This is a genomic window from Catenovulum agarivorans DS-2 (assembly GCF_000568405.1).
Taxonomy (GTDB): Bacteria; Pseudomonadota; Gammaproteobacteria; order Enterobacterales; family Alteromonadaceae; genus Catenovulum; species Catenovulum agarivorans_A.
The window spans coordinates 1-26,178 of record NZ_ARZY01000007.1 but is presented as its reverse complement, the minus strand read 5'-3'; the positions used below and the strand labels follow the sequence as shown (position 1 = coordinate 26,178).

Sequence of the window (26,178 nt, the reverse complement as noted above, 5' to 3'; positions counted from 1 at the left end):
CCTAGTAGCCAAGTTATGTTTGAAACAATCGCTCAATTAAAGGTGCAATATGGTTGGCGATACACTTTTGTCGCAACAGCGCTATTTGGTGGATTGATCCCTTTTTTATACCTGTACCGCATTCGAGCCCTGCCTCAGCTACCCATCAGTAAACTGGTCGCTTTCTATCTGTTGTTTTGGGGTATTAAAGGCGTTGAAGTCGATTTCTTTTACCAACTACAAGGATATTGGTTTGGCTATGACAATACGTTTGCAACGATTGCTAAGAAAACAGCTATGGACCAATTTGTTTACAGTGCAATGTGGGCTGCGCCAAGTATCACAATCTGCTATTTATGGTTGGAAAATAACTTTAGTTATAAAAAGACACTAATCGCCGCCAACAAAACATTCTTTACCACCACATTGCCAAGCGTGATAATTTCAAATTGGTTGGTTTGGATCCCTGCTGTTTCCATTATCTATACCATGCCTGCTAATTTACAAATCCCTTTGTTTAATTTGGTGTTGTGTTTCTGGGTATTAATGTTAACAGCATTAAGCAAACGCTAAGCCAAACAGCGAGTTTGGCTTAGTTGCTCAGCAAGCTATATGTTCGACTACTTGTTCAGCCTATTTTCAATTAAAGCATCGACCACGCTTGGATCTGCAAGCGTAGAGGTATCACCGAGTTGCTCAAACTCGTTTGCCGCAATTTTACGTAAGATACGACGCATAATTTTACCTGAACGAGTTTTTGGCAAACCTGCAGTCCAATGAATGAGCTCTGGCGTAGCAATTGGGCTTAAGTCTGTTCTGACCCAATTGCGTAATTCTGTTGTTAACGTCTCGGACAACTCAGTGCCTTCAACTGGAGTCACATAAGCATAAATTGCTTGGCCTTTGATATCATGCGGGAAACCAACCACTGCGGCTTCAGCGACACTTGGATGGGCCACTAAAGCACTTTCAATTTCAGCGGTACCCAAACGATGGCCAGAGATATTTAATACATCGTCGACACGACCAGTAATCCAATAATAGCCATCTTCGTCTCTGCGAGCACCATCCCCGGTGAAATACATATTTTTATATGCACTAAAGTAGGTTTGCTCGAAACGCTGGTGATCGCCATAAATGGTACGTGCTTGCCCGGGCCATGAGTCTAGGATAACTAAATTCCCGCTGGCTGCGCCCGACAAAATTTGACCTTCAGAATCCACTAAAGCAGGTTTAACACCAAAAAATGGTCGGGTTGCAGAGCCTGGTTTTAATCCTGTGGCGCCTGGTAATGGCGTAATCATGATGCCGCCTGTTTCCGTTTGCCACCAAGTATCCATAATTGGGCACTGGCCGTTACCTATATTCTGATAGTACCAAGCCCAAGCTTCCGGGTTAATAGGTTCACCAACACTGCCTAAAATACGCAAGCTATTACGATTATTTGTGGCATATGCCTTATCACCTTTTGCCATTAACGCACGAATTGCAGTTGGTGCAGTATATAAAATATTCACTTGGTGTTTATCCACTACATCACCGATACGCGAAGCCGATGGGTAAGTTGGGACCCCTTCAAAGATCACTTGAGTAGCGCCATTTGCTAAAGGACCATACACCACATAACTATGCCCAGTGATCCAACCAACATCCGCGGCACACCAATAAACATCACCAGCTTTATAGTCAAATATATATTCATGCGTCATAGACGCATAAACTAAATAACCACCTGTTGTATGCATGACACCTTTTGGTTGGCCGGTCGACCCAGAGGTATATAAAATAAATAAAGGATCTTCAGCGTTCATGACTTCTGGTGGGCAGTCAGCTGGTACTTTTGCCATCAGTTCTTCAGCACACACGTCAACAGATGAATTAACCGCAACTTGAGCCCCCGTGTTCTTGAATACAAGACAATTAGTGATGCTAGTGACATCATCACGGCTAAGCGCCTCGTCGACATTCGCTTTCAACGGCACGGTTTTACCGCCTCTTCTGGCTTCATCAGCAGTTATAATGACTTTGGCGTTACAGTTTACGATTCGATCTGCAATTGCTTTAGGCGAAAAGCCACCAAAAATAACAGAGTGCACCGCGCCGATTCGTGCACAAGCTAACATGGCATACACAGCTTCACATACCATAGGCATATAAATAGCAACGCTATCGCCTTTGCTTACCCCCAAAGATTTTAAACCATTGGCTAATCGTGCAACATTGTCATGTAATTGTTGATAAGTAATTGAATAGCTTTGCGACGGTTCATCACCTTCGAATATCAGCGCTATTTGATTGGCTTTTTCAGGTAAATGTCGATCGATACAATTATAACAAGCATTTAACTGGCCATCTTCATACCATTTAATTGAAATATCACCAGGCGCATAACTGGTATTTTTAATCTGAGTATAAGGTTTAATCCAATCTAACCTTTTTCCTTGCTCCGCCCAAAATTGTTGAGGATTTTCTATCGAAGATTGGTACATCTCCAGATATTTGTCGTTATCTACCAAACAGTTTTCGGCAAACTGCGATTCTACCGCAAAGTAACTTTGATCCATATCAGCTCCGTAGTCATAGTTTTAGTTATAATTTAACGTTTTTTTAAAAAGTTTAACAGGGGCATTGTTAACTCGAACAGTGTTAATACCCGAACTTGTGTCCCTTGGTAACACACCAAAATGGCCGACTGCAATTCATTTCTCCCCATTAAAAAGCATACTCAAAAACTCTTAGCCAAACTTGCCCCATAAGAGTTCAAACCCATCACTTTTTTTGTAACAATTGATCCACAAAGGTGCTTTTTCTGTTATCCTTCGCCCCGATTTAGTGAACAACCAATGCAAAATAATGCAGAAAATTGGGATAGTTAAATGAAAAAGATCACAGCAATAATTAAACCCCATAGACTTGAAGAAGTTAGAGCAGCCTTGAGTGAAATCGACGTAAAAGGCATGACGGTTAGTGAAGTCAAAGGTTTTGGTCGACAAAAAGGCCATGTTGAGCTCTACCGTGGTACAGAATATTCAATTGAGTTTGTTGTTAAATGCAAACTAGAAATCGTCATTGATGATGAGCGAGTTGATAATGTAGTGGATACGATTATTGAAGCTGCGAAGACAAACAAAATTGGCGACGGCAAGATTTTTATTACGTCAGTAAACCAAGTTGTTCGCATCCGCACAGGCGAACAAGGTCCTGACGCTATTTAGCACTGACCCCAACCTAGTTGGAATAACACTTAGGAAACTTTAATTATGCGAGCGATTATTGCACTTTTGCTCTTACTCCCTCTGACTGCTTCTGCTGAAGGGTTAGACACAGGTGACACAGCCTGGATCTTAACTGCCTCAGCATTAGTTTTATTTATGACCTTGCCTGGACTATCTTTCTTTTATGCTGGACTAGTTCGCAGCAAAAACGTCTTATCGGTTTTAATGCAATGTTTTGCAATTGGCTGTTTGGCTTCTATCGTCTGGTTAGCTTTTGGTTATAGCCTAGCATTTGGTGAAGGCAATGCCTTTATTGGCGATTTTTCTAAAAGCTTCTTATCAGGTGTTGGAAAAGAAACCCTGAGTGGCTCAATCCCTGAACCCCTGTTTTTCGTCTTCCAAATGACTTTCGCCATTATTACCCCTGCCCTTATGGTCGGCGGTTTTGCCGAGCGTATGAAGTTTTCATCTGTATTATTATTTTCTATCGCATGGTTAATATTGGTTTATTTACCCGTTTGCCATTGGGTATGGGGCGGCGGCTGGTTAGCACAAATGGGCTTGCTCGACTTTGCCGGTGGTACCGTTGTTCATATCACAGCTGGTGTCGGCGCTCTAGTGGCCGCACTTGTTATTAAAAACCGTCATGGATACGGCAGCGCTTCTATGATCCCACATAACTTAACCATGACTGTCGCAGGCGCTGGCATGCTATGGGTTGGCTGGTACGGCTTTAATGGTGGTAGTGCTTTAACTGCAAGTGGTGATGCTGCTATGGCCATTTTAGTTACCCATATTTCTGCAGCTGCAGGTGCGTTAACTTGGGCAGGTTTAGAATGGGCTAAATACGGTAAACCGTCAGTCTTGGGTATTGTTACTGGTATGGTTGCCGGTTTAGGTACTATTACACCTGCTTCAGGTTATGTCGGCCCTGCGGCATCATTGGTCATTGGTATAACCGCAGGTATTGTTTGTTTTTATGCTACAAATTTAATTAAGCAAAAGTGGAAAATTGATGATTCTTTAGATGTGTTCCCAGTGCATGGCGTAGGCGGTATTTTAGGTACTTTCTTGGCTGGTATTTTCTGTTCGACCGAATTAGGAATATTTAGTGGTTATGGTTTTGGTGGTGACAATACTAGCATAGGCCAGCAGCTTGGTGTTCAAACCATTGGTATACTTGCAACGCTTGCTTACACTGCAGTGGTTAGTTTTGTTTTACTCAAAGTGGTTAGCATGATTACCAAAGGTATACGTGTGGATCATGAAAAAGAGGTTCAAGGTCTAGATATTACCAGCCACGAAGAGCGTGGGTACAATCTATAAATTTAGCCAGAACGGTCCGGTGAGTACTCCCCGTCTCTCCGGATCGTTTACCTAGGGCCTGTTTATCCTTGTTTAGCGCTTATGTAAGTCACTAAGCTTTTTTAGCCCGCTTCTTCTGTTTAGCTTTCTGTTGTTTTTTCTTCAACAAACCACGTACTTTTTTCTTGGGTTTCTTTGACGGTATCTTAGCTTCACGGTTTTGAGGCTCTAAACCTTCAACAACACGACGCGGTAACTTCTCTTGAATATACCTTTCAACCTTGCCCAATATTTCCATATCATGCGCTTCTACTAAGCTAATCGCCGTGCCTTTTTTACCCGCACGTCCTGTACGCCCGATTCTGTGCACATACACATCGGCTGTACGAGGCATATCAAAGTTAAATACATGGCTAACATCTGCTACATCTAAACCTCGTGCCGCAACATCAGTCGCTACCAATATTTTTTTATGTCCAGATGAAAATGCTTTTATCGCTTTTTGTCGCTTGTCTTGCGGCATTTCGCCCTGTAACCAACAACAAGGTAATTGAGCTGTTGTGAGTTGTCCGCTTAGTTCGGCTACTCGCTCGCGCGTCTTTACAAATACAACAGACTTTGTGACTTCTTCTCTAGCCAACCAATGAACCAACAATTCTAACTTATGAGGTCGAGAGTCAGCTAAATGAATCCATTGATGAATTTTTGCTTTTTCACGGCGCGGTGAATCGGCTTCGACCATCACAGGATCTTTCAAAACCTGCTTAGCAAAGCGCTCAACCCCTTCACCTTCTAGAGTTGCTGAAAATAACAAACTTTGTTTACGCCAACGAGCTTCTCCGCTGACGCGCATCATAGTCGGGCCAAACCCCATATCTAGCATGCGATCAGCTTCATCCAATACTAACCATTCGATATCTCGACAATCGAACGATTCATCCTCAATATATTCAAGCAATCGACCTGGTGTTGCGACCACAATATCTACGCTACCTTCGGATATTTCTTTATGTTTACCATAATTAATACCACCGGTAATTAAACGGCTAGTCACTTCAGTAAATTGGCTTAACTGACGCACAACTTTAAAGGTTTGCTCAGCTAATTCACGTGTTGGCGAGAGGATTAATATTCGAACGCCATTATTTTGCCGTTGGCGGGGAAAATCTAGTATGTGCTGAAGAGCTGGCAAAACAAAAGCCGCGGTTTTACCTGTGCCTGTCGGGGCACTGGCTAAAATATCTTTACCTTCAAGTGCAGGCTCTATCGCTAGAGTTTGAATAACGGTGGGACGAGCATAACCCTGTTGTTCAATCGCCGTTAATAGGCTTTGGTCTAGTTCTAAATCAGCAAAATTCACAATTATCATCCACAGTCACATAGGGCTGCACATTCTAACCCTTCCGACCCTTAAGTAAAGTAAAGGTGATTTTTTTAAATGAATTTATCATTAAATAGGTCAAATTATTAGATTTGTTTGGTAGACTGGCTGATGGCGCATAATTTTAACCCGGACAAGCAGGTTTAGTATTGATGAATGTATATGACGCAGAGTTGGTTGAACAGTTTGGAGAAACCACCTATCAAAAGGGATTAAATTTTTATCTGCAAGATCAGGTTAAAAAACTTAAACCTATTTCCTCACTAAATACTGTAACTGGTGTAGTAGAAACACGCAGCCAGTTGTATAGAGTCGCGATAGATAAAGCAGACCTGTCGTCACTGTGTTCATGTGACAACAGTGGTAGTTGCGAGCACGCGGTCGCGGTATTGATAGCCGCTGAAGCTGCAAACTTGATTAGCCGTTCGCCCGTTAGCGCATTTTTACAGTGGCAAGAAAAATTGCATAAACAACCCGATTGGAACAATGGTTATTTTGCAAAATTAATCGCGCATTCTGATGCTTTGTTGAACTTTGTTCTCGCGCCAATTGTTGAACCAAACAGTGGCTTTACCCAAATTCAATTGCAACTACAATCCATCAATGGCAAAGCAAATGCTGAAGATGCTGAAATATTAAAAGTGCTCAACCACCAAGTTGGAGAAAAAACCTCTACGCAAAGGTTATTAATTGGTAAAAATGCAAGCGATGCATTACCACTGCTACTCGAATCAAAGCGCTGTTATTGGCAAAGCCATAAATCAAAGCCTTTGCAATATGGTGCGCCACGCAAGCTCAATTTGCAGTGGAAAAAACAGCCAGACGGCAAACATAAGTTGCAAATGCAACTGGATAAATGTGAACGCTGGTTTTTAATTGCCAGCGAAACCCCTTGGTATATTGACCCCCAAAAAGGCACCATGGGCATTATAGAACACAACCTTACTGGGTTTAATTTATCTGCATTGGCACACCTGCCAGAGCTAGACAAAAGTGAGTTATTAGATTTCTCAGTATGGCAGAATACATACTGGCCTGAATGCTCGATTGTTTTACCTTTGCAACAAGAGATTGAAGTTGTAGAAGAAAAACTGACACCTATCTTAAGAATCGGTTTAAATGAAGCTGGCTATATTGCTAAATTGCGTCTGCAATATGGTGACCATGAAATTCCGATGAGCTTAATCAGTGCGCCATTTGTGCAATTGCAACGCCAAGATAAAATTATTCAAATTCAACGTACCCCTTCAATTGAACGCAAAGCATTTTACTTATTAGAGTCCTATGGTTTTGCTCATACTAAAGGGAGCTCAACCAGCCAAGACTTTGAATTTTTCTACAACAGTGAAATTGGCGTTCGTTACGACCAATTTTGGTTGAACATATTTGAAGAGGTGTTCCCACTATTGTTGTCTCAAGGGTGGAAAATAGAATTTGAACCAGGTGTTCAGCCAATTAATGTTATCCAAGACCCAAGCTTTGAATATCAAATTAGTGAAAGCCACGATTGGTTTAAGCTGGGTTTAAAAATTGATTTTGATGGGCAAAAAATTGATTTAATTCCAGTGCTGATTAATTGGCTGAAACAAACTGAGAATTGGAAGAATCAAACAGGTAGAGTTAAAATCGCCTTGAATCGCCATCAGTTTATTAAGGTAGACATCGAATCACTCAAGCCTGTGCTGGCAATTTTACAAGAAGCCAACAATAAACAGGCTAAATTTTCTAATCGTCAAGCGCATATTCTTAACCAAATTCCTGAAATTAATTCCTGTATTGGTGGGCAACACGTACGCAAGCTCGCACAGTTGTTGGAAAGTTTTGACGGTATTAAAGATATACAAGTCCCTACAACGGTTAATGCCCAATTACGCCCATACCAGCAACAAGGGTTAAATTGGTTAAGCTTTTTATTTGAATATAATTTTGGTGGAATATTGGCCGATGACATGGGTTTGGGAAAAACCTTACAAACATTATGTCTGCTGGAGTCTATGCGGCTACAAAATAAGCTAGATAAGCCCACACTTGTGATATGCCCAACAAGTTTAGTCGGTAACTGGCTAAACGAAGCAAATAAGTTTACACCAGAGCTAAACGTAACAGCGGCTTACGGGCAAAACCGACAAAAAGTCTTGGACGACATTGAATCATACCAAGTGGTTATAACCACCTACCCTTTGGTCAATCGAGATTTTGAATATTTGCTCGCGCACGAGTACAGCTTGATAGTGTTAGATGAAGCACAAAATATTAAGAATCCGCGCGCGCAAATGACCCAAAACATTAAACAGCTCGTGTCTCATCAAAGGCTATGTTTGAGCGGCACCCCAATCGAGAACCACTTAGGCGAATTGTGGTCATTATTTGATTTCTTAATGCCGGGTTTCTTAGGTACTCTAAATAAATTTAGCAAAGAGTATCGAAAACCCATCGAGCAATTGAGAGATAAAGAAACGCAAAACCGATTACACAGTAAAATTCATCCGTTTGTATTACGGCGTAAAAAAGAAGAAGTGGCGAAAGAGCTGCCGAAAAAAACAGAAATCATTAAACACATTTCGCTTGAAAATGAGCAACGCGTTTTATACGAAGCAATCCGTGCCAGCATGGAAGATAAAGTACGCAATATTCTTAAAATTAAAGGTTTGGCGAAGAGCCACCTAGAGTGCCTAGATGCACTATTAAAACTTAGGCAGATATGTTGTGCACCACAGTTATTAGATTTAGAAAGCACTCAGCAAATTGAGCAAAGCGCCAAACTTGAGTATTTAATTGATGTTGTGCCAGAAATGTTAGAAGAAGGCCGCAAGATATTAATATTCTCGCAGTTTGCCAAAATGCTGCATATTATCTCAGGCAAACTCACAGAACTAGGTATAGAGCATTCTAAACTGACTGGTGAAACGCGCGATCGCCAAACACAAATCGACGCTTTTCAAAATGGTGAAGTTTCAGTGTTTTTAATCTCGCTCAAAGCGGGTGGGACTGGCTTAAACTTAACCGCTGCTGATACAGTTATTCATTACGACCCATGGTGGAACCCAGCAGCAGAAGCGCAAGCGAGTGATCGAGCCTATCGTATCGGCCAGAAAAAACCAGTGTTTGTATATAAGCTAATTTGCGAAAATACCATTGAAGAAAAAGTGCTACTGATGCAAGAAAATAAAAAGCACCTAAATCAAAGTATGTTTGCAAAAGAACAAGTGGATTCAGTGAAAGATTTAACCGCAGACGGTTTATTAGAACTGTTTAAAACAGCTTAATTGACCCTATAAAAATAAGACAATAATGAATATAAGAAATATCGCAATTTGCCTAATTGAACACCAAGGGAAAATTTTTGTTGCTGAAGGTGTAGACGAAGTTAAAAATGAAACTTTTTATCGCCCACTCGGTGGCGGTATTGAATTTGGAGAAACAGCGCAACAAACTGTTATTCGCGAGTTTCAAGAAGAAATGCAAACAGAGATTGAAGTCGGCAGCTACCTGACAACCTTTGAGAATTTATTCACTTTTAATGGCATAGCTGGCCATCAAATCGTTTTATTGTTGTCTGCTAAATTTAAAGACAAACAAATTTACCAACAGGATAACATTCAGTGCAACGAAGAGGGTACGAGTTTTATTGCTAAATGGGTTAACATAGAAGACTTTCTCAATGGTAAAAAAATACTCTATCCGTCGGGTATTGTCGAATATCTCAAACACCAAGCCCCCATCCACGAGCTAGGATAAGGCTCTTTTAGCTGCATATTTGTCGTTCCCACTAAAAATCCGAAGTCCAATTAACGAGAGAACGACAAAAACAAATTGCCGCGTTCGGCAAAGTTAACAAATTCACCAAAGCTAGGCGCTGCAGGCGACAACAAAACCACCTGACCTGCTTTAGCATGCTGATTGATCCATGCCATGCCGACAGCCATATGGTCAAAATATTGCGCTTTGCAGGCTAAATTTGAGGGCAATTGGCGATATATGCGTTTACCTGTTTCGCCTAACAATAGAATTTTATTCAGTTGATAGTTATCTAGCGCTGCAACTAACTCGGCATAATTTTGGCTGCGCTCAGCCCCACCTAAAATTAAATTGATCTCTTGATTTTTATAACAATCAAGCGCACATAAAGTGGAGTCTGGTGTGGTGGAAATACTATCGTTTACATACAATACAGAATTCGTGCCCTGTACCTCTTGTAACCTATGCTCAAGTGCTGTGAAACCACTCAGGTGAGTTAATACCGGTCGCCAATCAAGTTTTAGAGAATTCACAATGGCTAAGCAGGCGGCTAAATTTTTCAAATTATGCTGACCTTTAAGCCTAAAGTTATGCGTTAATTCTTCACCTTTGAAATAGAGCGCGTCATCTTTAATATAAAATCCTGACTCATCTGCAAACGCAACTTTACTTACACCATGTGATAACTCATCCAGCCCCAGATATTGAGCAGATAAATTGGATTGGGCGTTATATACCACGACATCAGCCAAACTATCACGTGCTAGCTGGGTTTTATCTAAATAATATTGTTCGGCTGTTTGATGCCAAGGTACATGCTCTTGAAATAAATTAAGCAATAAAAATACATCTACTTGACTATGTAAATCAGCCAATTGATAAGACGACAACTCTAAAATAGTCCAACTATTCGCAACAGGGGTAACTTCTAATATAGCCCGACCTAAGTTACCCGCAAGCTCATTGTCCACATCGAATAAATTAAACAAGTAATGCAGTAAACTCGCCGTGGTGCTTTTGCCTTTAGTGCCAGTCACTACAATGGTTTTGGCATTTGGGTGCGCTTCAAACCACATTTGGGTCGTTGAGGTAATTTTGCTGCCCGCTTGTTTAAACGCCTGAACCTCTGGACGATACAAACTGATACCAGGACTTTTAATTACATACTTAAATCGCTGATTTATTGCCTGCTGAATACCCTCTTCACCATAAAAGTATTTGATTGCATTTTGCTTGGCATAATTATCTGTGGTTTGGTCAAAATTATCCGTTAATAAGCTAAAAGTTTGCTGCTGTTTAACTAGGTAATCAGCCGCACTTTTTCCTTCAACGCCAAAACCCCAAATTAAATATTCGCTCATTAAATTGTCCTTGCTATGCAAATATATGTGCCCATTGTTCAGGAATAAAATGTGAGTCACGTAGTGCCATCAACTCAATTGCACTCTGCTGTAAGTGTTGTTCCCCATAGTTTTGTATTACCTGAGGTGCAAGGTTTTTAACTACAGGCCAATTTTTCGTGTTGGTTCGTTTAGACAATAAATAAATAGCCACGGCAGATTCAAGTTTTTCACCAACACATTCCCATGGCTTTTCAGCAGTTAAACCAACAAGCGACTGATAATCGGGAATAAAATCTATGTTTAACAGTGGGTTGCCAGAAAAAATCGCCATCATACGTTGCTCAGAAATATCAGTTACAGCAAACATTAAATGCACAAACTGGCATTTAGGGCATGCCAAACACCAACGCTGATCGGATTTTTTCTCACGTAATTTAAATGCTTTGTTGCATGAGGTAAATACAGTGTCATATTTGTCCGTTTGGCAAAACTGTTGGACAATGCGCATTTCTGTTTGTTGACGCAGTAATGAAAAATACCGAAATGGCACACTTAATTCGCTTGCAAGCAATTGGCTGAAATCCCGCTCAAACGCTAATGACTTACTGTACTGGTGATTAACCTCTATACCGTTGTGAACGACAGTCGCCTCATTAGCGGATGCTTCGTTACTAGTCACAACATAATCGCAACCTAATGCGATAGCAACAAAGCTGGCTATAAAACTAATAATCGCGGTAATGGGCACATGACCATTTAATCCTCCCTGCTCATTGAGGTAAAACAGTTGCTCGTCTAACTGGCGTTTAACTTGTATCAAAGGCAATCCTGCAGCTTTAGCGCAATCAATAATTGGCTGAGCAGGATTGACTGCGAATAAAATTACCTCTACATCCTGTTTTTTAAGTGCCTCAATAGAAACCAACGAATCTTTGCCACCACCAACCAGTACCAGTGCTTTATGCTGTTGTGTTACGGCTCGAGAGCGCTTTTTTTCTGCCCGTGGTTTTGAAACGTTTTTGTCAGCTGTGCCAAAACAGCACTTGTGGCTTAAGTCTAACTTATTTCGATAAGCAAATTCAGCTAAACCCAAACGATATAATTGAGTAAAAAATTGCTGGGCTAATGTTGAAAGTGGTATTGTGTCGTGCTGAACTTGTGCATACGGGCTCAGCTTAAAATAACTAACACCAGCCGCAATTAACAGGTAATTTAGCAGCTTATCGATATTATCATCCAATACAGGAAAAGATTGCTGGGCGAAATCAAACGTTAAAGTCTCAGCAAACTGATAATCATCCGCACGATAATTTAGAATAATTTGCTGTTGTTCGGCTAAGTATTGATAATTTTCAAAAGAAAACTGCTGAAATAACAAAAGACAGATTCCACAAACTTAAATGTGACTATTCTAGCGGAAATAAGATTTTTTAAAACAACGGAAATAGATAAAGGCAGGCAAGGAGTCAATCAGTGGGCCGACACCGTATTCCAGTAAACGACCCAATCACTTAATTAGGCGTTACAAACGTCTTTTAAGTTTTTACCCGCTTTAAAAGAAGGTACATTTGCAGCGGCGATTTCAATTGGTTGACCAGTTGAAGGGTTGCGACCTGTACGTGCCGCGCGGTGTTTAACACTAAAAGTACCAAAGCCGATTAACTCAACACGGTTACCCGCAGCTAATTCTTCGGTTACTGTATCCATTAATACGTTTAACGCTTTACCTGCTTGAGCTTGAGATAATTCAGCACCATCGGCGATTTTTTTAACGAGTTCCGATTTATTCATTATTATTCCTCAGTTATTAACATCTGATTTTTTCGAGAGCGCCCAATCTATAAGACCTCACGGCAAAATGCAATGGTATTTTTTGCTAATTTTTAAATAAATTTAAAGTTTTTGCTATAAAAGTCCAGAAATAAAATGACATCAAGTCAGTAAGGCTTGCATTATCAGCGAAAACTTACATAATTCTAAAAGTAAATGTAGCTTCATACATTCTACAATCGACAACCAACTCATGCTTATGGAGTTTAACATGCTATACCTTTCCGCAATCATGCGACAATCCAAAAACATTGTTAACTTTTTACTTATAACATCATCACTCGCTGTCGCAAGTATCAGTTACGCAAATAATCCATTAACAGATTACATTGTGGAAGGGAATCCAGTGTCCCCATGGAAACTCGGGTTAGGTAACGCGTTTAGTTGGAGTGAAAAAGTTGAAAACCAACAAGGTAAAACTAAAAAAGGTAACCTAAGTGTTACCCCAACCAAGCGAAATAAACAAGGTGATGCGATAAACGTAAAGTGGCGTGGTAAATACGCCGATTCAGCTTGGTTCTCAATTTTGACATTAAATGGGCACAAAGTAGATATTTCTTCAGTTGAAGATCAAGCCGCATTAAACCTTGAAGTTCGCGTGCATAGATATCCAAACTCTATTGCTAAAATCGGTATGCGTTGTAATTGGAAAAATGAGTGTAAAAGTGAATTACCATTAAATGCATTAATCAAAAATTTACCCAAAGATGAGTGGAGTAATTTAACCATTCCACTGAACTGTTTTAATCAAGATGGTCAATTTGATTTTAAAAACCTAACCGACATATTTATGATTTCAACACAGGGCAAAATGGAATTTGATATTGCTGCGACTTATTTAGTTGGATTGCCACAAGGCAATACGGGTTGTAAAAAACAATAGCTCCCCTCTTATATCGTCATTGTGTTGTAGCCGACACCATCAACACAATGGCGCTTTTCTGCTACAATCGCCACACAATGTCGCTATAGCGACATTTGTTAGTCGTGGACCAACAAGCTTATCTTCTGGCGTTAAAGGTTTTCAAATTTTATGAATATAGATATCTGGCTAGCTTATTTGATTAGTTGCATATTTATCAGTTTATCGCCTGGCGCAGGTGCTGTAGCTTGCATGTCTAGTGGGCTAAAATACGGCTTTAAAACGGCTTATTGGAATGTAATCGGCATGCAGCTGGCCATAATAGTGCAAATGCTAATAGTTGCGGCGGGTATAGGGAGCATAGTTGCCAACTCCCCTACTTTGTTTGAAGCGATAAAATGGTTTGGTGCTGCTTATTTAATTTATCTAGCTTACATACAGTGGCGAGTTCAACCTCAGTCCATTCAGTTTGACAACACTAACAACCAAGCAAAAGTTGGGATCAACAAGTTGGTGTTACAAGGCTTTTTGGTTAATATGACAAACCCTAAAGCCATTGTTTTTTTACTGGCGATAATCCCACAATTCATTGACATGCAATTGCCAATTTCCACTCAATATGTAATTTTGCTTTTGACTATGGTCTCTGTCGATTTAGTGGTGATGGGCGGCTATACAGGTTTAGCAGCTACCTCACTCAAACTGCTGAGCTCTCCACAGCAACAAATCAAGGTGAATCGCTGTTTTGCTTGCATGTTTGTCGTTGCTGCGTCACTGCTGGTATTGGCTAATGTTTAAAAGCTGATTTTATTTGCGCTGTCGTTAGCCCAACCAAACGCAAAGTAATTTTGTCCAACTCGGCAGTCGCTCCTTGAAAGTGATAAGTGCGCTGCCAATGCTGTTGGCTTTGGTTAGGTTTAAGCGGCCAAGCTGCTGACGAAGTTTCCAACTCATAGAATGGGCCAAAATAATTGCCAAAATCATCAGGGCCGTCGTTAAAGATATTGATGATTTCACCTTCGTAATCGCCCTTATTGCCAACCCAAGTGGAGTTGACATAAGTTGCATCGGCCGAAGCATCAATATTAAAGGTGATCAGGGTAACAAGGTTTCGAGTTGGGTCGTAGCTGAGCATAACTGGTAGAGTCGCATCTGCTGCAATACCGGTTTTATTCATATATTCAGCATCCGCTTTGTAAAATAAATAATTGTCAGTTAGCCTTGTGTGGCTGTGTTTTATTGGCGAAAAGTATTCTGTAGCACTTTCAATTGCTTGTTTTAAGGGCACAACAACCACTGTGCTATCGCTTGGTTCAAATGCACTTAAATGCCAAATAGATAATAACCCGTTTGATTGAGCCCATGCTGTATCACCAATATTGGTCAATTGCGTTTCAGCAGCAAAAGCCACGTATTCAATGTTGCTCGGCAGCTGCAAACTTAATTGATGCTCTATTTGCTGTTCATCTAGTAACTCAATTTGGCGTAAAACCTTCGCATTAAATATAAAGTTGCTGTGGTTCACCAGCTGAATATCAGCTTGCATTATGACCTTCTTATGAGTTTGCTCAACAACATTAAAAGCTTGAGTAGACATGGCTGGCTGCAAACGAATGTTATCCGCGATTCGTCGCTTTCCAGGCTCAAAAAATACCGAATATTGACCTGTTTCTGGGCCAAACCATAAACGCTCTGCCCCGCCGATAGCCGCATTTGCATTAGTATGTGGTTTAGATAAATATTCTAGGTTTATCCAACCAAAAGCGTGATCTTTATCTATGTTGTTAGTACTTTGCATCACTCGACCTTGCAACTCTGGAACTACAATTAAGCGCTGCTTACCTGAGCCTAAAATAACTGGGTTGTAATACTTTTGTAAAAGTGCGATTGAGTGGCTAAAGAGAGGTGTTTTCGAATGCTTGTTTGGTATAACACAAGCGACTAAAACAGTGACGGTAATTAGAGGTAAAAGAACTTTGTGCATACTGTAAACCCGAAAACAACATTGTCAACAGTATACACAATATCAATTTAAGAAAAAGTAAAAACCTTGTTTAACTTGCCCACTTAACCAATTTTTCTAAATGAAGACCTGAGCTCAAAACTAAGTGACACACTTGCAGGATACCCGACTTATGCGCTAGTTCTAAATCATCCCCTGACAATTTACTAATGGCTTCTTGATTAAAAGCAAATAATCCATTTAATGCTGCTTTTTCGCCATCAGGCAAATCAACATTGATATTAATGCCTTCAATTAACCCCATTTTATCCGCTTGAGTGAGTATTTCAGTTGTTTGCTGAGTACCGGCCATTAACGCAGCAAAGGTTTGCTGAATGCGTTTTAAGTACTCTGTTGCTTCGCCTTTGTCATCAAATACTTTTTGACCATCTTTGACTACCTGAGGGTGATTAAGATCAATTGCAATGCGGCCACCTTCTTGTGGTTTTTCTGGGTCAAACATAGCTTGAAACGGACGGCGCAACACTTCTAGCGGCAAATAAGTTGCTTGCCATTTACCATCTTGGATAAATAAGTTCTGCCCAGATTTTAAACCAAGCAAAGCGCCCAACATAAACTGGCCTGTCTGTGGATTTTTGGCGATAAAAACAGGGTATTCATGCACTATTGTACTGAGTTCATTTACCACAACCATTGCCATATTCATGTGGTTTTCTGGAAAATCCACCATAGTGGTATCTATGGTTAAAGTGCGGTGAACTGTTTTATCTAATAACTGTACGTTTTTATCTGTCATTGTGTTTCCTAAGTTTATGCCTGCTTTTATTTTGCTTAATTATGCCCTAGAAAGGCCATATTTTTTAATATTGTTTATTAATTCTCGGTTGCTTGGTAGTGCACTGGTTAATTGCGCTATTCGCTGTTTATTATGTTGTATAATTTGCTGCACATAAGCTTTTTCATGTTCGGGTAGCTCAAACAATAATTCACTCTTGTAGTTATGTCCATACAAGACAAACTGATAACTTGCCGCATGAAACAATTCATTTTTGGCTGGAAAGTCGAGCATCTTTGGTACCGAATGTTTCCACAGGTTCAGTAACGCTTGCAAATGTGGAGACACAGTTTCCGAATTTCTATTCTCTCGCCAAAATTCATCAGTTCGAGCGCTCATTAAATAATGTAGTTTTAAAAAATCGACCGCCGTCTGCCAATGATATTTAAAGGTTTGATTAAAACGATTTTCCGCGATATGCATCACTTCCGTTGTAGCGGGCAAAACTTCTGCTATTTTCGCAGCTGACAGTTCAATCAGTACCAATGCTGATGCCTCTAAAGGCTCTAAAAAGCCAGCAGATAAACCGACTGCGACACAGTTGTTATGCCAAAATTTCTTCATATGGCCAGCGGTAAAGCTGATTTTTCGTATATTACAGTTAGCTGGCTGACCACCAGTATTCTGAATGTATTTAACTAAAGCTTGTTCGGCTGCATCATCTGTTTGAAAGTCACTTGAAAATACATGACCGACACCTCGACGGCTGGGTAAACCTATATCCCAAACCCAACCAGCTGTTTGCGCGGTTGATTGGGTATAAGACTTGATAGGATCATTCGTACTTGCATAATCAACTTGTGTCGCAAGCGCTGTATCTGCAAATAAACAGCTTTTTAAAGGGCTAAAATCAACCTGCAATGCTTGGGCAATTAGTAGGCGTTTAAAGCCAGTGCAATCAATAAATAAATCCGCCGATAGTGTTGCACCATTGTCAAGCTGAAGCTGGCTTATTTCGCCGTTAGTTGCCAGCTCTACATGTTCAACATTTGCCAATATATGCTTAACACCCAATTTGTTAAGAGAATGCTCTTTCAATAGTTCAACAAAAGCACCCGCGTTTAAATGATAACCATAGGTTAAAGCGTGTGCATATTCTGGATGAGTGATAAGTTTTGGCGCTTTGTTTAACTCACATATTGATTGCTGAGCAGAAAACACATTAGCAAGTGAATCAGTTAGTTTGTTGTGGTGCCAATACTCAACAGATAAACCTTCAGCAAAACCATGGGGTAAATCGAAAGGATTGTAGTAAAAGCCTTGGCCATCATCTTGACCCCAACCAACAAATTTAGAGCCTTGTTTAAACGATACATCACAGCGTTGAATAAATTCAGATTCTGAAATACCAATTTGCTGCAAAGTATTAGGCATAGTTGGCCAGGTACCCTCGCCGACGCCTATGTTTGGGATATTCGGTGATTCGCATAGGGTTATTTTCAAAGAACCAGTTTCAACACGGTGTTTGTGCGCGGCTGCGATAATAGCTGCAGTCAACCAACCTGCAGAGCCACCACCCACAATTGTAATACTTTTAACTATCGCCATAATCAATCTACTTGCCAAATAAAAAAGGCTTCAGTCGATAAAACCGAAGCCTTTTAACAGTTTTAACATATATGCACAAGCTTACGGAATATCATACAATCTGACATTGTCGATATTAAACTGCGCATCTGCTGCTTTTAACAAAATTGTTAACTTAACTTCTTCATTGGCCCAATCAGGTGAGCCGGTTGCTGCTTCAGTATTGATATTAACCCGAGTTGTCTGATACCAGTTACCCCAGGTGCTACCATAAGCTAATACTTGGCCATTTGCAGTACTGATCGTTACATCATAAGCAGTAGATGCAGCCTCAGGACCATTGATATGATGCATATCAAATTCAAGCATATATCGACCACCAGCTTTAATAGCGCCCGCTTTAATTGGTAGTTCAACATTTACCGCATATTCAGTTTTACCGGAAGTATCCACAAATAATCCATATTCGCCTGAATTTTTTGCTGACGCTTTTATTTCAACTGTACCTTCACCATTTGTGGCAATTGTAGCGGCTGGGTCTTCAAATGAGCCGACACCAGTTTCCAACGCAGTATAAGCTTCGCCACCAAAGTTGGTAATATCCACAAAACTCACATCATCTATATCGGAAGGAGCGTCGGTCCACTCTACCCCAGAACCATTTAGGATGTATAAAAACCCACCAGCTTCAAGTGTCATGTCTGAATATTTGCTATCTGTGCTATCGACTGGAATAATCACCTCCTGCCATGAATCAGCTGCAGCTAACCATGGACGAGTCCCATTATTCCACAATATTGCGCCTTCAGGCTGAACCAAGAAAAAATCTGGTTTAGCGGTACTCGATTTTTTGTACCATGTAGACAAATAATATTGGCGTTGAGGCTCTAACTTCATTGGTAACTTAACAGCCGATTCTTGGGCAAAGCTTAGTCCAAAGCTCCCACTCCTTGCCGACGCCGCCAATTTCTGGACAGCTCCGCCAGGCCAACCTTGAACTTGCCAACCCGTTCCATCTTCGCTCAGAGATTTTGATGACTCAAAATTATAGTCAAAACCATTTTGTGCAAAGATATTACTTTCTACCCCATTCAAGGTAATCGCAAGTTCTTTTTCGCCATCAGAGATATTACCTTTATCATCTGCAACCTTGTATTTAACCAGTAATTGCTTAGATTCACCGGCTGCAACCTCTGATAAGAAGGCTCTAGGATTAAAGGTTAAGTCGGTGCCATTTAATTCAAAACCGTAAACCAATCCTGCGTCACCGTTTACCGTAAAGTCTTGAACAACAATAGCATCACCTTCTCGATCAATCGCCCCTTCAATTAAATCGTAAGTTTTTATTTCTGCAGTTTCGTCCAACGTGTCATTGATAAAATAATTACCAACTAGCGGCGCGCCTGGTACATCAGATACACCTAACAAATTAACGGTAAAGTTCCGGCTAACCGTATGGTTGTGATCTTTAATATCGTAACTAAATGAAAAAGTTAACTTCTGACCATCTGGTATCTGATTTTTTACACTCGCAATATCAAAGCTCGCTTGGTTGTTATCAATCGATACAGGGATGTCAAATGGATTATTTGAGTCTGCTTGAATATTGCTAGCAGTTAATGGCTCGTTATCTGCATCAGTAACACCCAACAACAAGTCTACGTTTCCGCTGGTCACATCCTTGGTATAGTTCGCAACCAGTGGTATTGCACTGACCTCGGGCGCAAAATCTTCGCCTTCTACATTGATTGTAGCAGTACGTGCAACTGACAAGTCACCATCAGAAATCTCGTAAGTAAATGTGACTGATTTAGTTTCACCCGTATCTAAGCTATCAACCAGCTCTGACGGACGAACAACAATAATGCCATCATTAATGGCAAAACCGGTTAAGTCTTCAGTGCTTGCTTGTAAGTTTTTAATTTGTAAATAGTCACCATTGGCGTCGGTCGCAACCAAAGTACCATTATCATCTTTGCCTGTCGCTAAGCCTTGCGTAGTACCCAATAAATACACACGCTTAACCGAGTCTTTCTCGTGGAAAGTCGCTGAAATATTGCCCGAGTGAGTTGGCGCCACATTTTCGCCCGCAGCTGGTTTACCTTTGTAATCTTCTTCACAACCTGTAAGTGCAGTTAATACAGCGCTTACTAAAAGTGTTTTTTTCATCATATTCATATGCTTTACACCATTGTTTAACATGTGAGCATTCAAAGCTCACACTATTAATTCTTAAAAGTTAACTCGAACACCTAAACGATAAGTCGTACCTGTTTTGTAATTGACATAAGTACGAGACTTAGGCGCATCACCTTCTAATGGGTTACCTTCGTTATACTCAACATAGGTGTAACCCATTTCGTTATCAGCAGCGACTTTCTCAACAGGTAAAGTACGACTGGTGAAGTACTGGCGATATTCTGAATCTAATAAGTTAACTGCTTGGAAACTAATCGATACATTGTCATTAACTTTGTAAGTTGCAGATAAATCTAATGAATCTCGACCTTCGTTCCATAAACTACCTTGGTTCCAAGTTCGGCCACGCAAGCCAGTATTCCAATCAATACCCACAAGCGTGTCAGTTGTACCACGGTAACTTAAACGAACTTGATTGCCGTCTTGTTCCCAAAATGTTGTAAAGTTATAAGTATGCTCTGGTGTGTCCGCTACCGGATACTCAGGCAACTTGATGGTTTTTTCTTCATCAGCATAATCAGTGTCATACTGAGATTTTTGGTAAGTATAGTTGGCTGAAACGCCTAAACCACTTAAGAACCCTGGTAAGAAGTCATAAGTTTGTGAGTAACCAAACTCTATACCTGTAATGGTTGCACCATCACCATTGACATATTCCGCAACATTATAGGTGTCACAAAGTAAGTCGTAGTTATTGGTCAACGCGTTTTCATTTGCCGAGTTAAATGCGTAGTCAGCAACACCAATCAATGATAAACAGTCTTTCAATAACTCATCATCTTCATCGGCCAGAGTCGCTCTCGCCAACTTAAGTGTGCTTGCATCAACTGCGCCTTCATCTTGAGTGAAGTCACGAATGTAGTACAAGTCGTTTACTGTATCAGTAAAGTTTTTCATGTCTTTTTGATAAATAGCAACACTCAACATTGACGTTGGGTTGAAGTACCACTCTAATGAAAGGTCAATATTGTTAGATTCAAGTGGCTCTAGCTTAGTGTTAAACATGGTTAAGCTACTGCCGACGTTTGAATCTGTTCCCGACCAATAGGTGTTTTGTTTCATTGAGAAACCAGGTCGTAATTGATCAATCTCAGGTCGAGTCATGGTTTTAGACATTGCAAAACGACCAACTAAGTCATCGGTAAATGCAAAGTTCAAATTAATGCTTGGTAATAAGTTTGTATAAGAATGAGAGCCTGTAGCTGGCAGAGAAAGTACACTTGTGTCTCTCACTTCATTTGGAACAAATGCAACAGTGTCGTTCGCTGCAATTGCTGCATTTGGATCTAATGTCCAAGGGGCACTAGTCAAGCTAGCATCACCAAATTCATTAAAGTGTGTGCCGTCAATTCGAGCATAACGCCACATGTAATCCCAACCCATTGCTGGTAAATCTGCACCACGCAAACTTTCATCAGCCCAGTCATCTGGATAAACAGTTGCACTAGGGTCGGAAGATTTAACGGCATACCAGTCGGCGTATAACGGGTCGTGACATGGTCCTTGATCTGGAATTTTTGTCCACTGTGATGGTTCTGGCCCAGAAGAGGTATCCCAACCCAACCCATCTACACGGCTGAATTTTTTCTCGTAACCTTGGTCACGTTCACCGACATCATAACACTCTGGTAAAGAGGTATCGCGCAGGTCGATTAAATCTTTAAATTCAAACTCACGAGCTAAATTAAAATCACGGTGACTGAATTTAGACATACCAGCAAAACCTTGAGTTTCAACTTCGGTTTTCACATAACGTACACCTAAGTCACCCGTTAATCTGCCATCCAGTAGTTCAAAGTTGGTTTTTAGGTATAACGCTTGTGTATCTAAGTTGGTTTTACGCGTTTCGGTATCATCAACGTTATACACAGTGTCTTCTGCACTTAAGATAAGATCTCGTGCTTTTTTAATGTCAATTGGTACAAACCCATTGGTAATATTGTTTGATTCATACCCTAGAGTTTGCATAAAATCGTCAACACCCAAACCGTCGTCACGAGCAATTAAGTTTGCACGAATATCCGCTAGGCCACCTGCTTGAATGATAAATTTTTCGCCCGATTGTGGGTCTTCAAATACCGCGGTTTGATTTGAAGAAGAGAAACGATAGTTTTGATTATCGACAAACTTTTCACGTTCACTTAATTTAACACCAAACTCTAAAGTAGTAATTGGGCCAAGATCTACATACCAGTCGAAATCTAACTGTGCATTCGCAAGTTCATCTTGTACAGTTACATCACTGGTCGAAATAAAACCTAAATGGAAAGTTTTTGAATCCGCAGGATTAAAGCCTGTTAATACGTTTTCATTGTCCCACCAACCTGCACGTGCGATCCCTTCTTCGTCAACAAAACCTTCTGAACTAACATGCGTGCCTAAATTACTAATGTTACTGCCAGCAATAATTTGGCAGTCACCCATAGTACAGTCGTAACCCACAGGAACCACATTTTTACCTGCACGATACAATAAAGGACCCGGTACTTGATGGAAGTTTTGCATATTTGTATATGCATTATCTGGAATACTATTTGATTTGCTGCGTGAATAACCTAGCTTCACGCTCATTTCTAAATCATCAGTCAAAGAATGTTTGATGTCTAAAGTTGTACTTAAATTACTTTGTTTGTCACCACCGTCTGAACGTGTGATGTCACCTTGACCAAAACGACCCACATTCTTAGTTAATGTATTAGTTTCAGTGTCAATACCAATCCAATCTGCAAAAGGGTCGGTAAACGGCGAAGTATAATCAGCATTCTTGCTATAGTTTGGTACATTCAATTCACCTTCAACAAACCCAGCACTTGAGCTTGTTCGGGTGCGTAAGCCATCAAGTGTGCGCTCATAATCTTGCTCACTGTAGGTTACATCAAACATCACCTCTGTTGCATCACCTGGTAACCACTGTAAACCTAAAGTCATGCCCGTTCTGTCGGTATTATTGCGAATCAACTCATACATGGTTGCGGAGTGAGTTATACCACGAACATTATTTAATACATTGCCGTTTTGATCTGTTGCTGCTAAAAAGTCGAGTGATTCAACAAAATTATCAATACGGTATTGGTCACGGCGAATGGTATTTGTTTCGTTATAGGCAGTAAATGCAACCCCTAAAGTATCATCTAGGAACTTTTCTGTGATAGTAAACTGAACTTTGTGATCAGTTTCTTCAGCTAAATCATTATAACGACCTTGAATTTCACCGGTGCGGGTTGCATCACGATTTAATGGACGTATTGTCACTAGGTTAACACTACCACCCAGTGAACCTTCATCGTGATCAGCGCTAGAGGTTTTAACAACTTCTAAACGAGACAAAATATCTGCTGAGAACGAACTTAAATCAACCGCTTGGCTAAAATCAGTTGAAGTTAGTTGCTGACCATTCAAGGTAATGTTGTTTTGCTGAGATGATGCACCACGGATAGTTACCTGCGCGCCTTCACCATCACGGCTAACAATAGACACACCTGTTACACGACCTAAGGCATCAGCAATGTTTTGGTCGGCATTTTTACCTACGTCTTCCGCATTAATAGTATCTGCGATGTTTTTCGAGAAACGCTTGTCATTAATTGACTTAGCTAAGCTCCCTCTAAAACCTTTAATTTCGATAACTTCAACATCTTCTTCTTGCTCTTTGTCTGCTGAGTCATCTTCTGCTGCGACCGCTTGCATGCTCATGCTTGTCATTACGGCAAGCGTAAGAGCACTTAGTTTGAATCGTTCTCTTGTTGTTGACATCTCTTACTCTCCACTGAGGGTTTATCAAAAAATAAACTGCCCAATTGGGTGCTTATTTATTCTGATTGTGTACTTAAGTAATATGTATTAAGCGATAGAGTTAACAAAATACATACAAACAGTATATTGTCAACAATCCACCAAATCAACCAAAATTTCAAAGTAAATTTATACTTTGAGTAACATTTTATTAAATTAGTCGCAGTTAGCTATATTGCAAGTTTTGAATAGATCTTCATTAGAAAGCTAAATATACCAACATAAATTATTGCATTTAATTTTTAAAATGAATCTAAAAAACTGATTTACCGTCATTTTTTAGTTAACCATGGAGAGTCAATCTAAACCATCAACAATAAAATATTTTCAACCCATGTTAGACGTTGATAGCTCTTGGTTTGCAGAAACATATAATTAACATATTTTCTTGCATAACCTCACCTATTAAATTTGTTCGTTTTTACCAGAGATTGTTTAATTTTATTTGACGAATGGCGAAAATTACTTTAAAACCAAGTTAAAAAACAAAAGTAAACAGTTAACAAAAACCAATGCGAGATTTAAATGAATACGCGAGCAAATAAAATTATTCCTGTTAGAGAGCAAATTGCTGATGCGCTTCGCTCTGACATTATTTCTGGGGCGTTAAAACCGCATACCAAATTGAATGAGCAAAGCTTAGCTGAACGCTTTGGCGTTTCTCGAGGGCCAATAAGAGATGTGTTGCTTAAACTAACCAAAGAAGGTTTATTGGTAAGCCGTAGTAATATTGGTTCCTCGGTCAATAGTCCGTTACCCACTGAAATGCAAAAGCTAGCCATCAATCTTAGAAGAAAAATTGAAGAGTATGCAGTTAAACAAGCCATGCTAAGCATCAATGAGCGACAACTTGCTGAGCTTGAAGAAATTATTGATCGTATGCAAATGTATTTCGATAAGCAGGAATTTACTGAGGTAACTAAAACAGATATTGAGTTCCATCAATATTTAGTTGAGTTGGCGGGCGGTGAAGATCTAACCAACATTTGGTATCCCATTGTTATGCGTATGCGCATGAATTACAAAAGAATAAAATCATCTTCTCACTTGGTTGATGAGCATAGGTTGATTTTAAATGCGATGAGAAATAATGATATGGCGAGCCTAACGGCTGCGATGCGAAAAAATATAAAGTAGTGGCAGGCAGGTTTTAGTCTGCTTGCCATACTAGGTTAGATGCTAATTTAAGTTGTTAATTTATCCAGCAGTATTTGTGCTTCAGCTTGTTGCTCTGCATCCCCGCCTTTAATCACTTCTTCAAGCGCTGATTGCGCTGAATCTGTATCGTCAATCTCCATATAGGCAATCGCGAGATCGAGTTTAGCCTGCATTCCATTGGCATTTTCAAGATCCACATCGACGTTTTGAATGTCTTCTTTGGCAATAAAATCGTCTAACCCAACATCATCAATAGGTTTGGTATATGGCTCTTCGCTGCTTTCTTGAGTTTCAAGTTCTTCTAACAGTGAATCGACATCGACCCAATCGTCAGAGTTACTATCAATCTCGGCAACATCTTCAATAAGCACATCGTTTTCGTCTACTGATTCATCCGCCAGTAAACTATCCATGTCTAAATCGTCGGTGGATTCTAATGAAGGTGAACTTTCATCTAAAGATAATTCATTTAATAACTCATCAAAATTTGCATTTTCGAAGTCCGCAACTTCTTGCATATCAGCATCAAGTTCAATTGCTTGATCTTGAGCATTGTCTTGCGCGATAACATCTTGATCGAATGGCTCTGGTTCACTTTCTAACAGCGACTCGATATCAAAATCTTCATCTACTGATAAGTCGATATCTGATTCATCTTCGTCATTTAATAAACTATCCCAGTCCAAATCATCAGTTGTTTCAGTTTCATCAAGGTCTACAACTGCGTCTAATTCTGGTTCAACCTCTAATTCAACATCTGCTAATTCATCTGCTTCAGATGTTTCTTCCAGTGACTGCTCTGCGTCTTCTTCGGTAAAATCTTCCGCAAGTAAATCATCGTCTAGCTCAACTGAAAGCTCGTCGTCAGTTTCTTGAGCTTGTTTTTCTGCGTTTTCTTCAGTGAATTCATCAGCTAATTCTGCTTCATCTGAATCTGCAGCAATGTCAGACTCTGGCTCAGCTTCTAATTCAACATCAGCTACTTCATCTAGTTCAGATGTGTCTTCTAGTGACTCCGCAGCGTCTTCTTCAGTAAAATCTTCCGCAAGTA

The 26,178-nt window shown here is 40.2% G+C and carries 19 protein-coding genes; 8 read left to right on the top strand and 11 right to left on the bottom strand.

Annotation, left to right across the window (positions count from 1 at the left end):
- Nucleotides 1-15 precede the first annotated feature (15 nt).
- On the top strand, nucleotides 16-552 hold the full coding sequence (locus DS2_RS05450) for a hypothetical protein (protein ID WP_235188550.1): 537 nt from the start codon (nucleotides 16-18) through the stop codon (nucleotides 550-552).
- Between the two features lie 47 nt (nucleotides 553-599).
- Here DS2_RS05450 and acs read toward each other — a convergent pair whose 3' ends face one another.
- Nucleotides 600-2,543 (bottom strand): acetate--CoA ligase, encoded by a 1,944-nt coding sequence (acs, locus tag DS2_RS05445; RefSeq protein WP_035013664.1) that lies wholly within the window; start codon nucleotides 2,541-2,543, stop codon nucleotides 600-602.
- Nucleotides 2,544-2,855: 312 nt separating this feature from the next.
- On the opposite strand from acs, the gene DS2_RS05440 reads away from it, so the two are divergent.
- Together DS2_RS05440 and DS2_RS05435 are read left to right on the top strand one after the other, a co-directional pair.
- Entirely contained in the window at nucleotides 2,856-3,194 is a 339-nt protein-coding gene (locus tag DS2_RS05440; RefSeq protein WP_035013663.1) for a P-II family nitrogen regulator, read from the top strand.
- Nucleotides 3,195-3,239: 45 nt separating this feature from the next.
- Nucleotides 3,240-4,520, top strand: a complete 1,281-nt coding sequence (locus DS2_RS05435) for an ammonium transporter (RefSeq protein ID WP_035013662.1) — start codon at nucleotides 3,240-3,242, stop codon at nucleotides 4,518-4,520.
- 91 nt (nucleotides 4,521-4,611) lie between these two features.
- On the opposite strand, the gene srmB is transcribed toward DS2_RS05435, so the two are convergent.
- A complete protein-coding gene (gene srmB / locus DS2_RS05430; protein ID WP_035013758.1) occupies nucleotides 4,612-5,859 on the bottom strand; it encodes an ATP-dependent RNA helicase SrmB in 1,248 nt (415 codons plus the stop codon).
- A gap of 173 nt (nucleotides 5,860-6,032) precedes the next feature.
- On the opposite strand from srmB, the gene DS2_RS05425 reads away from it, so the two are divergent.
- The gene (locus DS2_RS05425) at nucleotides 6,033-9,146 is read left to right on the top strand and encodes an SNF2-related protein (protein WP_035013661.1); all 3,114 of its coding nucleotides are present in this window, start codon (nucleotides 6,033-6,035) and stop codon (nucleotides 9,144-9,146) included.
- Nucleotides 9,147-9,171: 25 nt separating this feature from the next.
- Nucleotides 9,172-9,618, top strand: coding sequence for an NUDIX hydrolase (locus DS2_RS05420; protein WP_035013660.1), 447 nt, complete (start codon nucleotides 9,172-9,174; stop codon nucleotides 9,616-9,618).
- Between the two features lie 50 nt (nucleotides 9,619-9,668).
- On the opposite strand, the gene murD is transcribed toward DS2_RS05420, so the two are convergent.
- The 3 genes from murD to DS2_RS05405 form a co-directional block, all read right to left on the bottom strand.
- On the bottom strand, nucleotides 9,669-10,979 hold the full coding sequence (gene murD / locus DS2_RS05415) for a UDP-N-acetylmuramoyl-L-alanine--D-glutamate ligase (RefSeq protein WP_035013659.1): 1,311 nt from the start codon (nucleotides 10,977-10,979) through the stop codon (nucleotides 9,669-9,671).
- A 13-nt stretch (nucleotides 10,980-10,992) separates the two neighbouring features.
- The gene (locus DS2_RS05410) at nucleotides 10,993-12,339 is read right to left on the bottom strand and encodes a hypothetical protein (RefSeq protein WP_051479643.1); all 1,347 of its coding nucleotides are present in this window, start codon (nucleotides 12,337-12,339) and stop codon (nucleotides 10,993-10,995) included.
- Nucleotides 12,340-12,476: 137 nt separating this feature from the next.
- On the bottom strand, nucleotides 12,477-12,752 hold the full coding sequence (locus DS2_RS05405; protein ID WP_035013658.1) for an HU family DNA-binding protein: 276 nt from the start codon (nucleotides 12,750-12,752) through the stop codon (nucleotides 12,477-12,479).
- 250 nt (nucleotides 12,753-13,002) lie between these two features.
- Here DS2_RS05405 and DS2_RS05400 point away from each other — a divergent pair, with 250 nt between their 5' ends.
- Both DS2_RS05400 and DS2_RS05395 read left to right on the top strand, forming a co-directional pair.
- Nucleotides 13,003-13,674 carry a putative glycoside hydrolase gene (locus DS2_RS05400; protein ID WP_235188549.1) on the top strand — a complete coding sequence of 224 codons (672 nt, stop codon included), beginning with the start codon at nucleotides 13,003-13,005 and terminating at the stop codon, nucleotides 13,672-13,674.
- Between the two features lie 150 nt (nucleotides 13,675-13,824).
- Nucleotides 13,825-14,451 (top strand): LysE family transporter, encoded by a 627-nt coding sequence (locus tag DS2_RS05395; RefSeq protein WP_035013656.1) that lies wholly within the window; start codon nucleotides 13,825-13,827, stop codon nucleotides 14,449-14,451.
- On the opposite strand, the gene DS2_RS05390 is transcribed toward DS2_RS05395, so the two are convergent.
- The 5 genes from DS2_RS05390 to DS2_RS05370 all read right to left on the bottom strand — a co-directional run bounded on the left by DS2_RS05390 (nucleotide 14,441) and on the right by DS2_RS05370 (nucleotide 23,930).
- Nucleotides 14,441-15,637, bottom strand: a complete 1,197-nt coding sequence (locus tag DS2_RS05390) for a DUF6786 family protein (protein ID WP_035013655.1) — start codon at nucleotides 15,635-15,637, stop codon at nucleotides 14,441-14,443. The genes DS2_RS05395 and DS2_RS05390 overlap by 11 nt on opposite strands.
- Before the next feature lie 70 nt (nucleotides 15,638-15,707).
- Nucleotides 15,708-16,412 carry a SapC family protein gene (locus DS2_RS05385; RefSeq protein ID WP_035013654.1) on the bottom strand — a complete coding sequence of 235 codons (705 nt, stop codon included), beginning with the start codon at nucleotides 16,410-16,412 and terminating at the stop codon, nucleotides 15,708-15,710.
- 39 nt (nucleotides 16,413-16,451) lie between these two features.
- Entirely contained in the window at nucleotides 16,452-17,999 is a 1,548-nt protein-coding gene (locus DS2_RS05380; protein ID WP_035013653.1) for a tryptophan halogenase family protein, read from the bottom strand.
- An 81-nt stretch (nucleotides 18,000-18,080) separates the two neighbouring features.
- On the bottom strand, nucleotides 18,081-20,156 hold the full coding sequence (locus DS2_RS05375; RefSeq protein ID WP_152537546.1) for a hypothetical protein: 2,076 nt from the start codon (nucleotides 20,154-20,156) through the stop codon (nucleotides 18,081-18,083).
- Nucleotides 20,157-20,210: 54 nt separating this feature from the next.
- Nucleotides 20,211-23,930: a TonB-dependent receptor domain-containing protein gene (locus DS2_RS05370; protein WP_035013651.1), complete on the bottom strand. Its 3,720-nt coding sequence runs from the start codon at nucleotides 23,928-23,930 to the stop codon at nucleotides 20,211-20,213.
- A gap of 564 nt (nucleotides 23,931-24,494) precedes the next feature.
- On the opposite strand from DS2_RS05370, the gene DS2_RS05365 reads away from it, so the two are divergent.
- Entirely contained in the window at nucleotides 24,495-25,106 is a 612-nt protein-coding gene (locus DS2_RS05365; protein WP_035013650.1) for a GntR family transcriptional regulator, read from the top strand.
- A 47-nt stretch (nucleotides 25,107-25,153) separates the two neighbouring features.
- Here DS2_RS05365 and DS2_RS05360 read toward each other — a convergent pair.
- Nucleotides 25,154-26,178, bottom strand: a 1,025-nt coding sequence (locus tag DS2_RS05360) for a FimV/HubP family polar landmark protein (RefSeq protein WP_035013649.1), incomplete at its 5' end; no start/stop codon positions are given.

What these genes read in the sequence shown, in the direction of transcription:
- DS2_RS05385 (WP_035013654.1), bottom strand. Translation starts at nt 16,412, where the DNA reads ATGACAGATAAAAACGTACAGTTATTAGATAAAACAGTTCACCGCACT.
- DS2_RS05370 (WP_035013651.1), bottom strand. Translation starts at nt 23,930, where the DNA reads ATGTCAACAACAAGAGAACGATTCAAACTAAGTGCTCTTACGCTTGCC.
- DS2_RS05365 (WP_035013650.1), top strand. Translation starts at nt 24,495, where the DNA reads ATGAATACGCGAGCAAATAAAATTATTCCTGTTAGAGAGCAAATTGCT.
- DS2_RS05420 (WP_035013660.1), top strand. Translation starts at nt 9,172, where the DNA reads ATGAATATAAGAAATATCGCAATTTGCCTAATTGAACACCAAGGGAAA.
- DS2_RS05390 (WP_035013655.1), bottom strand. Translation starts at nt 15,637, where the DNA reads ATGCACAAAGTTCTTTTACCTCTAATTACCGTCACTGTTTTAGTCGCT.
- DS2_RS05380 (WP_035013653.1), bottom strand. Translation starts at nt 17,999, where the DNA reads ATGGCGATAGTTAAAAGTATTACAATTGTGGGTGGTGGCTCTGCAGGT.
- murD (WP_035013659.1), bottom strand. Translation starts at nt 10,979, where the DNA reads ATGAGCGAATATTTAATTTGGGGTTTTGGCGTTGAAGGAAAAAGTGCG.
- DS2_RS05395 (WP_035013656.1), top strand. Translation starts at nt 13,825, where the DNA reads ATGAATATAGATATCTGGCTAGCTTATTTGATTAGTTGCATATTTATC.
- DS2_RS05405 (WP_035013658.1), bottom strand. Translation starts at nt 12,752, where the DNA reads ATGAATAAATCGGAACTCGTTAAAAAAATCGCCGATGGTGCTGAATTA.
- DS2_RS05440 (WP_035013663.1), top strand. Translation starts at nt 2,856, where the DNA reads ATGAAAAAGATCACAGCAATAATTAAACCCCATAGACTTGAAGAAGTT.
- DS2_RS05375 (WP_152537546.1), bottom strand. Translation starts at nt 20,156, where the DNA reads ATGAATATGATGAAAAAAACACTTTTAGTAAGCGCTGTATTAACTGCA.
- DS2_RS05435 (WP_035013662.1), top strand. Translation starts at nt 3,240, where the DNA reads ATGCGAGCGATTATTGCACTTTTGCTCTTACTCCCTCTGACTGCTTCT.
- DS2_RS05400 (WP_235188549.1), top strand. Translation starts at nt 13,003, where the DNA reads ATGCTATACCTTTCCGCAATCATGCGACAATCCAAAAACATTGTTAAC.
- DS2_RS05450 (WP_235188550.1), top strand. Translation starts at nt 16, where the DNA reads ATGTTTGAAACAATCGCTCAATTAAAGGTGCAATATGGTTGGCGATAC.
- DS2_RS05425 (WP_035013661.1), top strand. Translation starts at nt 6,033, where the DNA reads ATGAATGTATATGACGCAGAGTTGGTTGAACAGTTTGGAGAAACCACC.
- acs (WP_035013664.1), bottom strand. Translation starts at nt 2,543, where the DNA reads ATGGATCAAAGTTACTTTGCGGTAGAATCGCAGTTTGCCGAAAACTGT.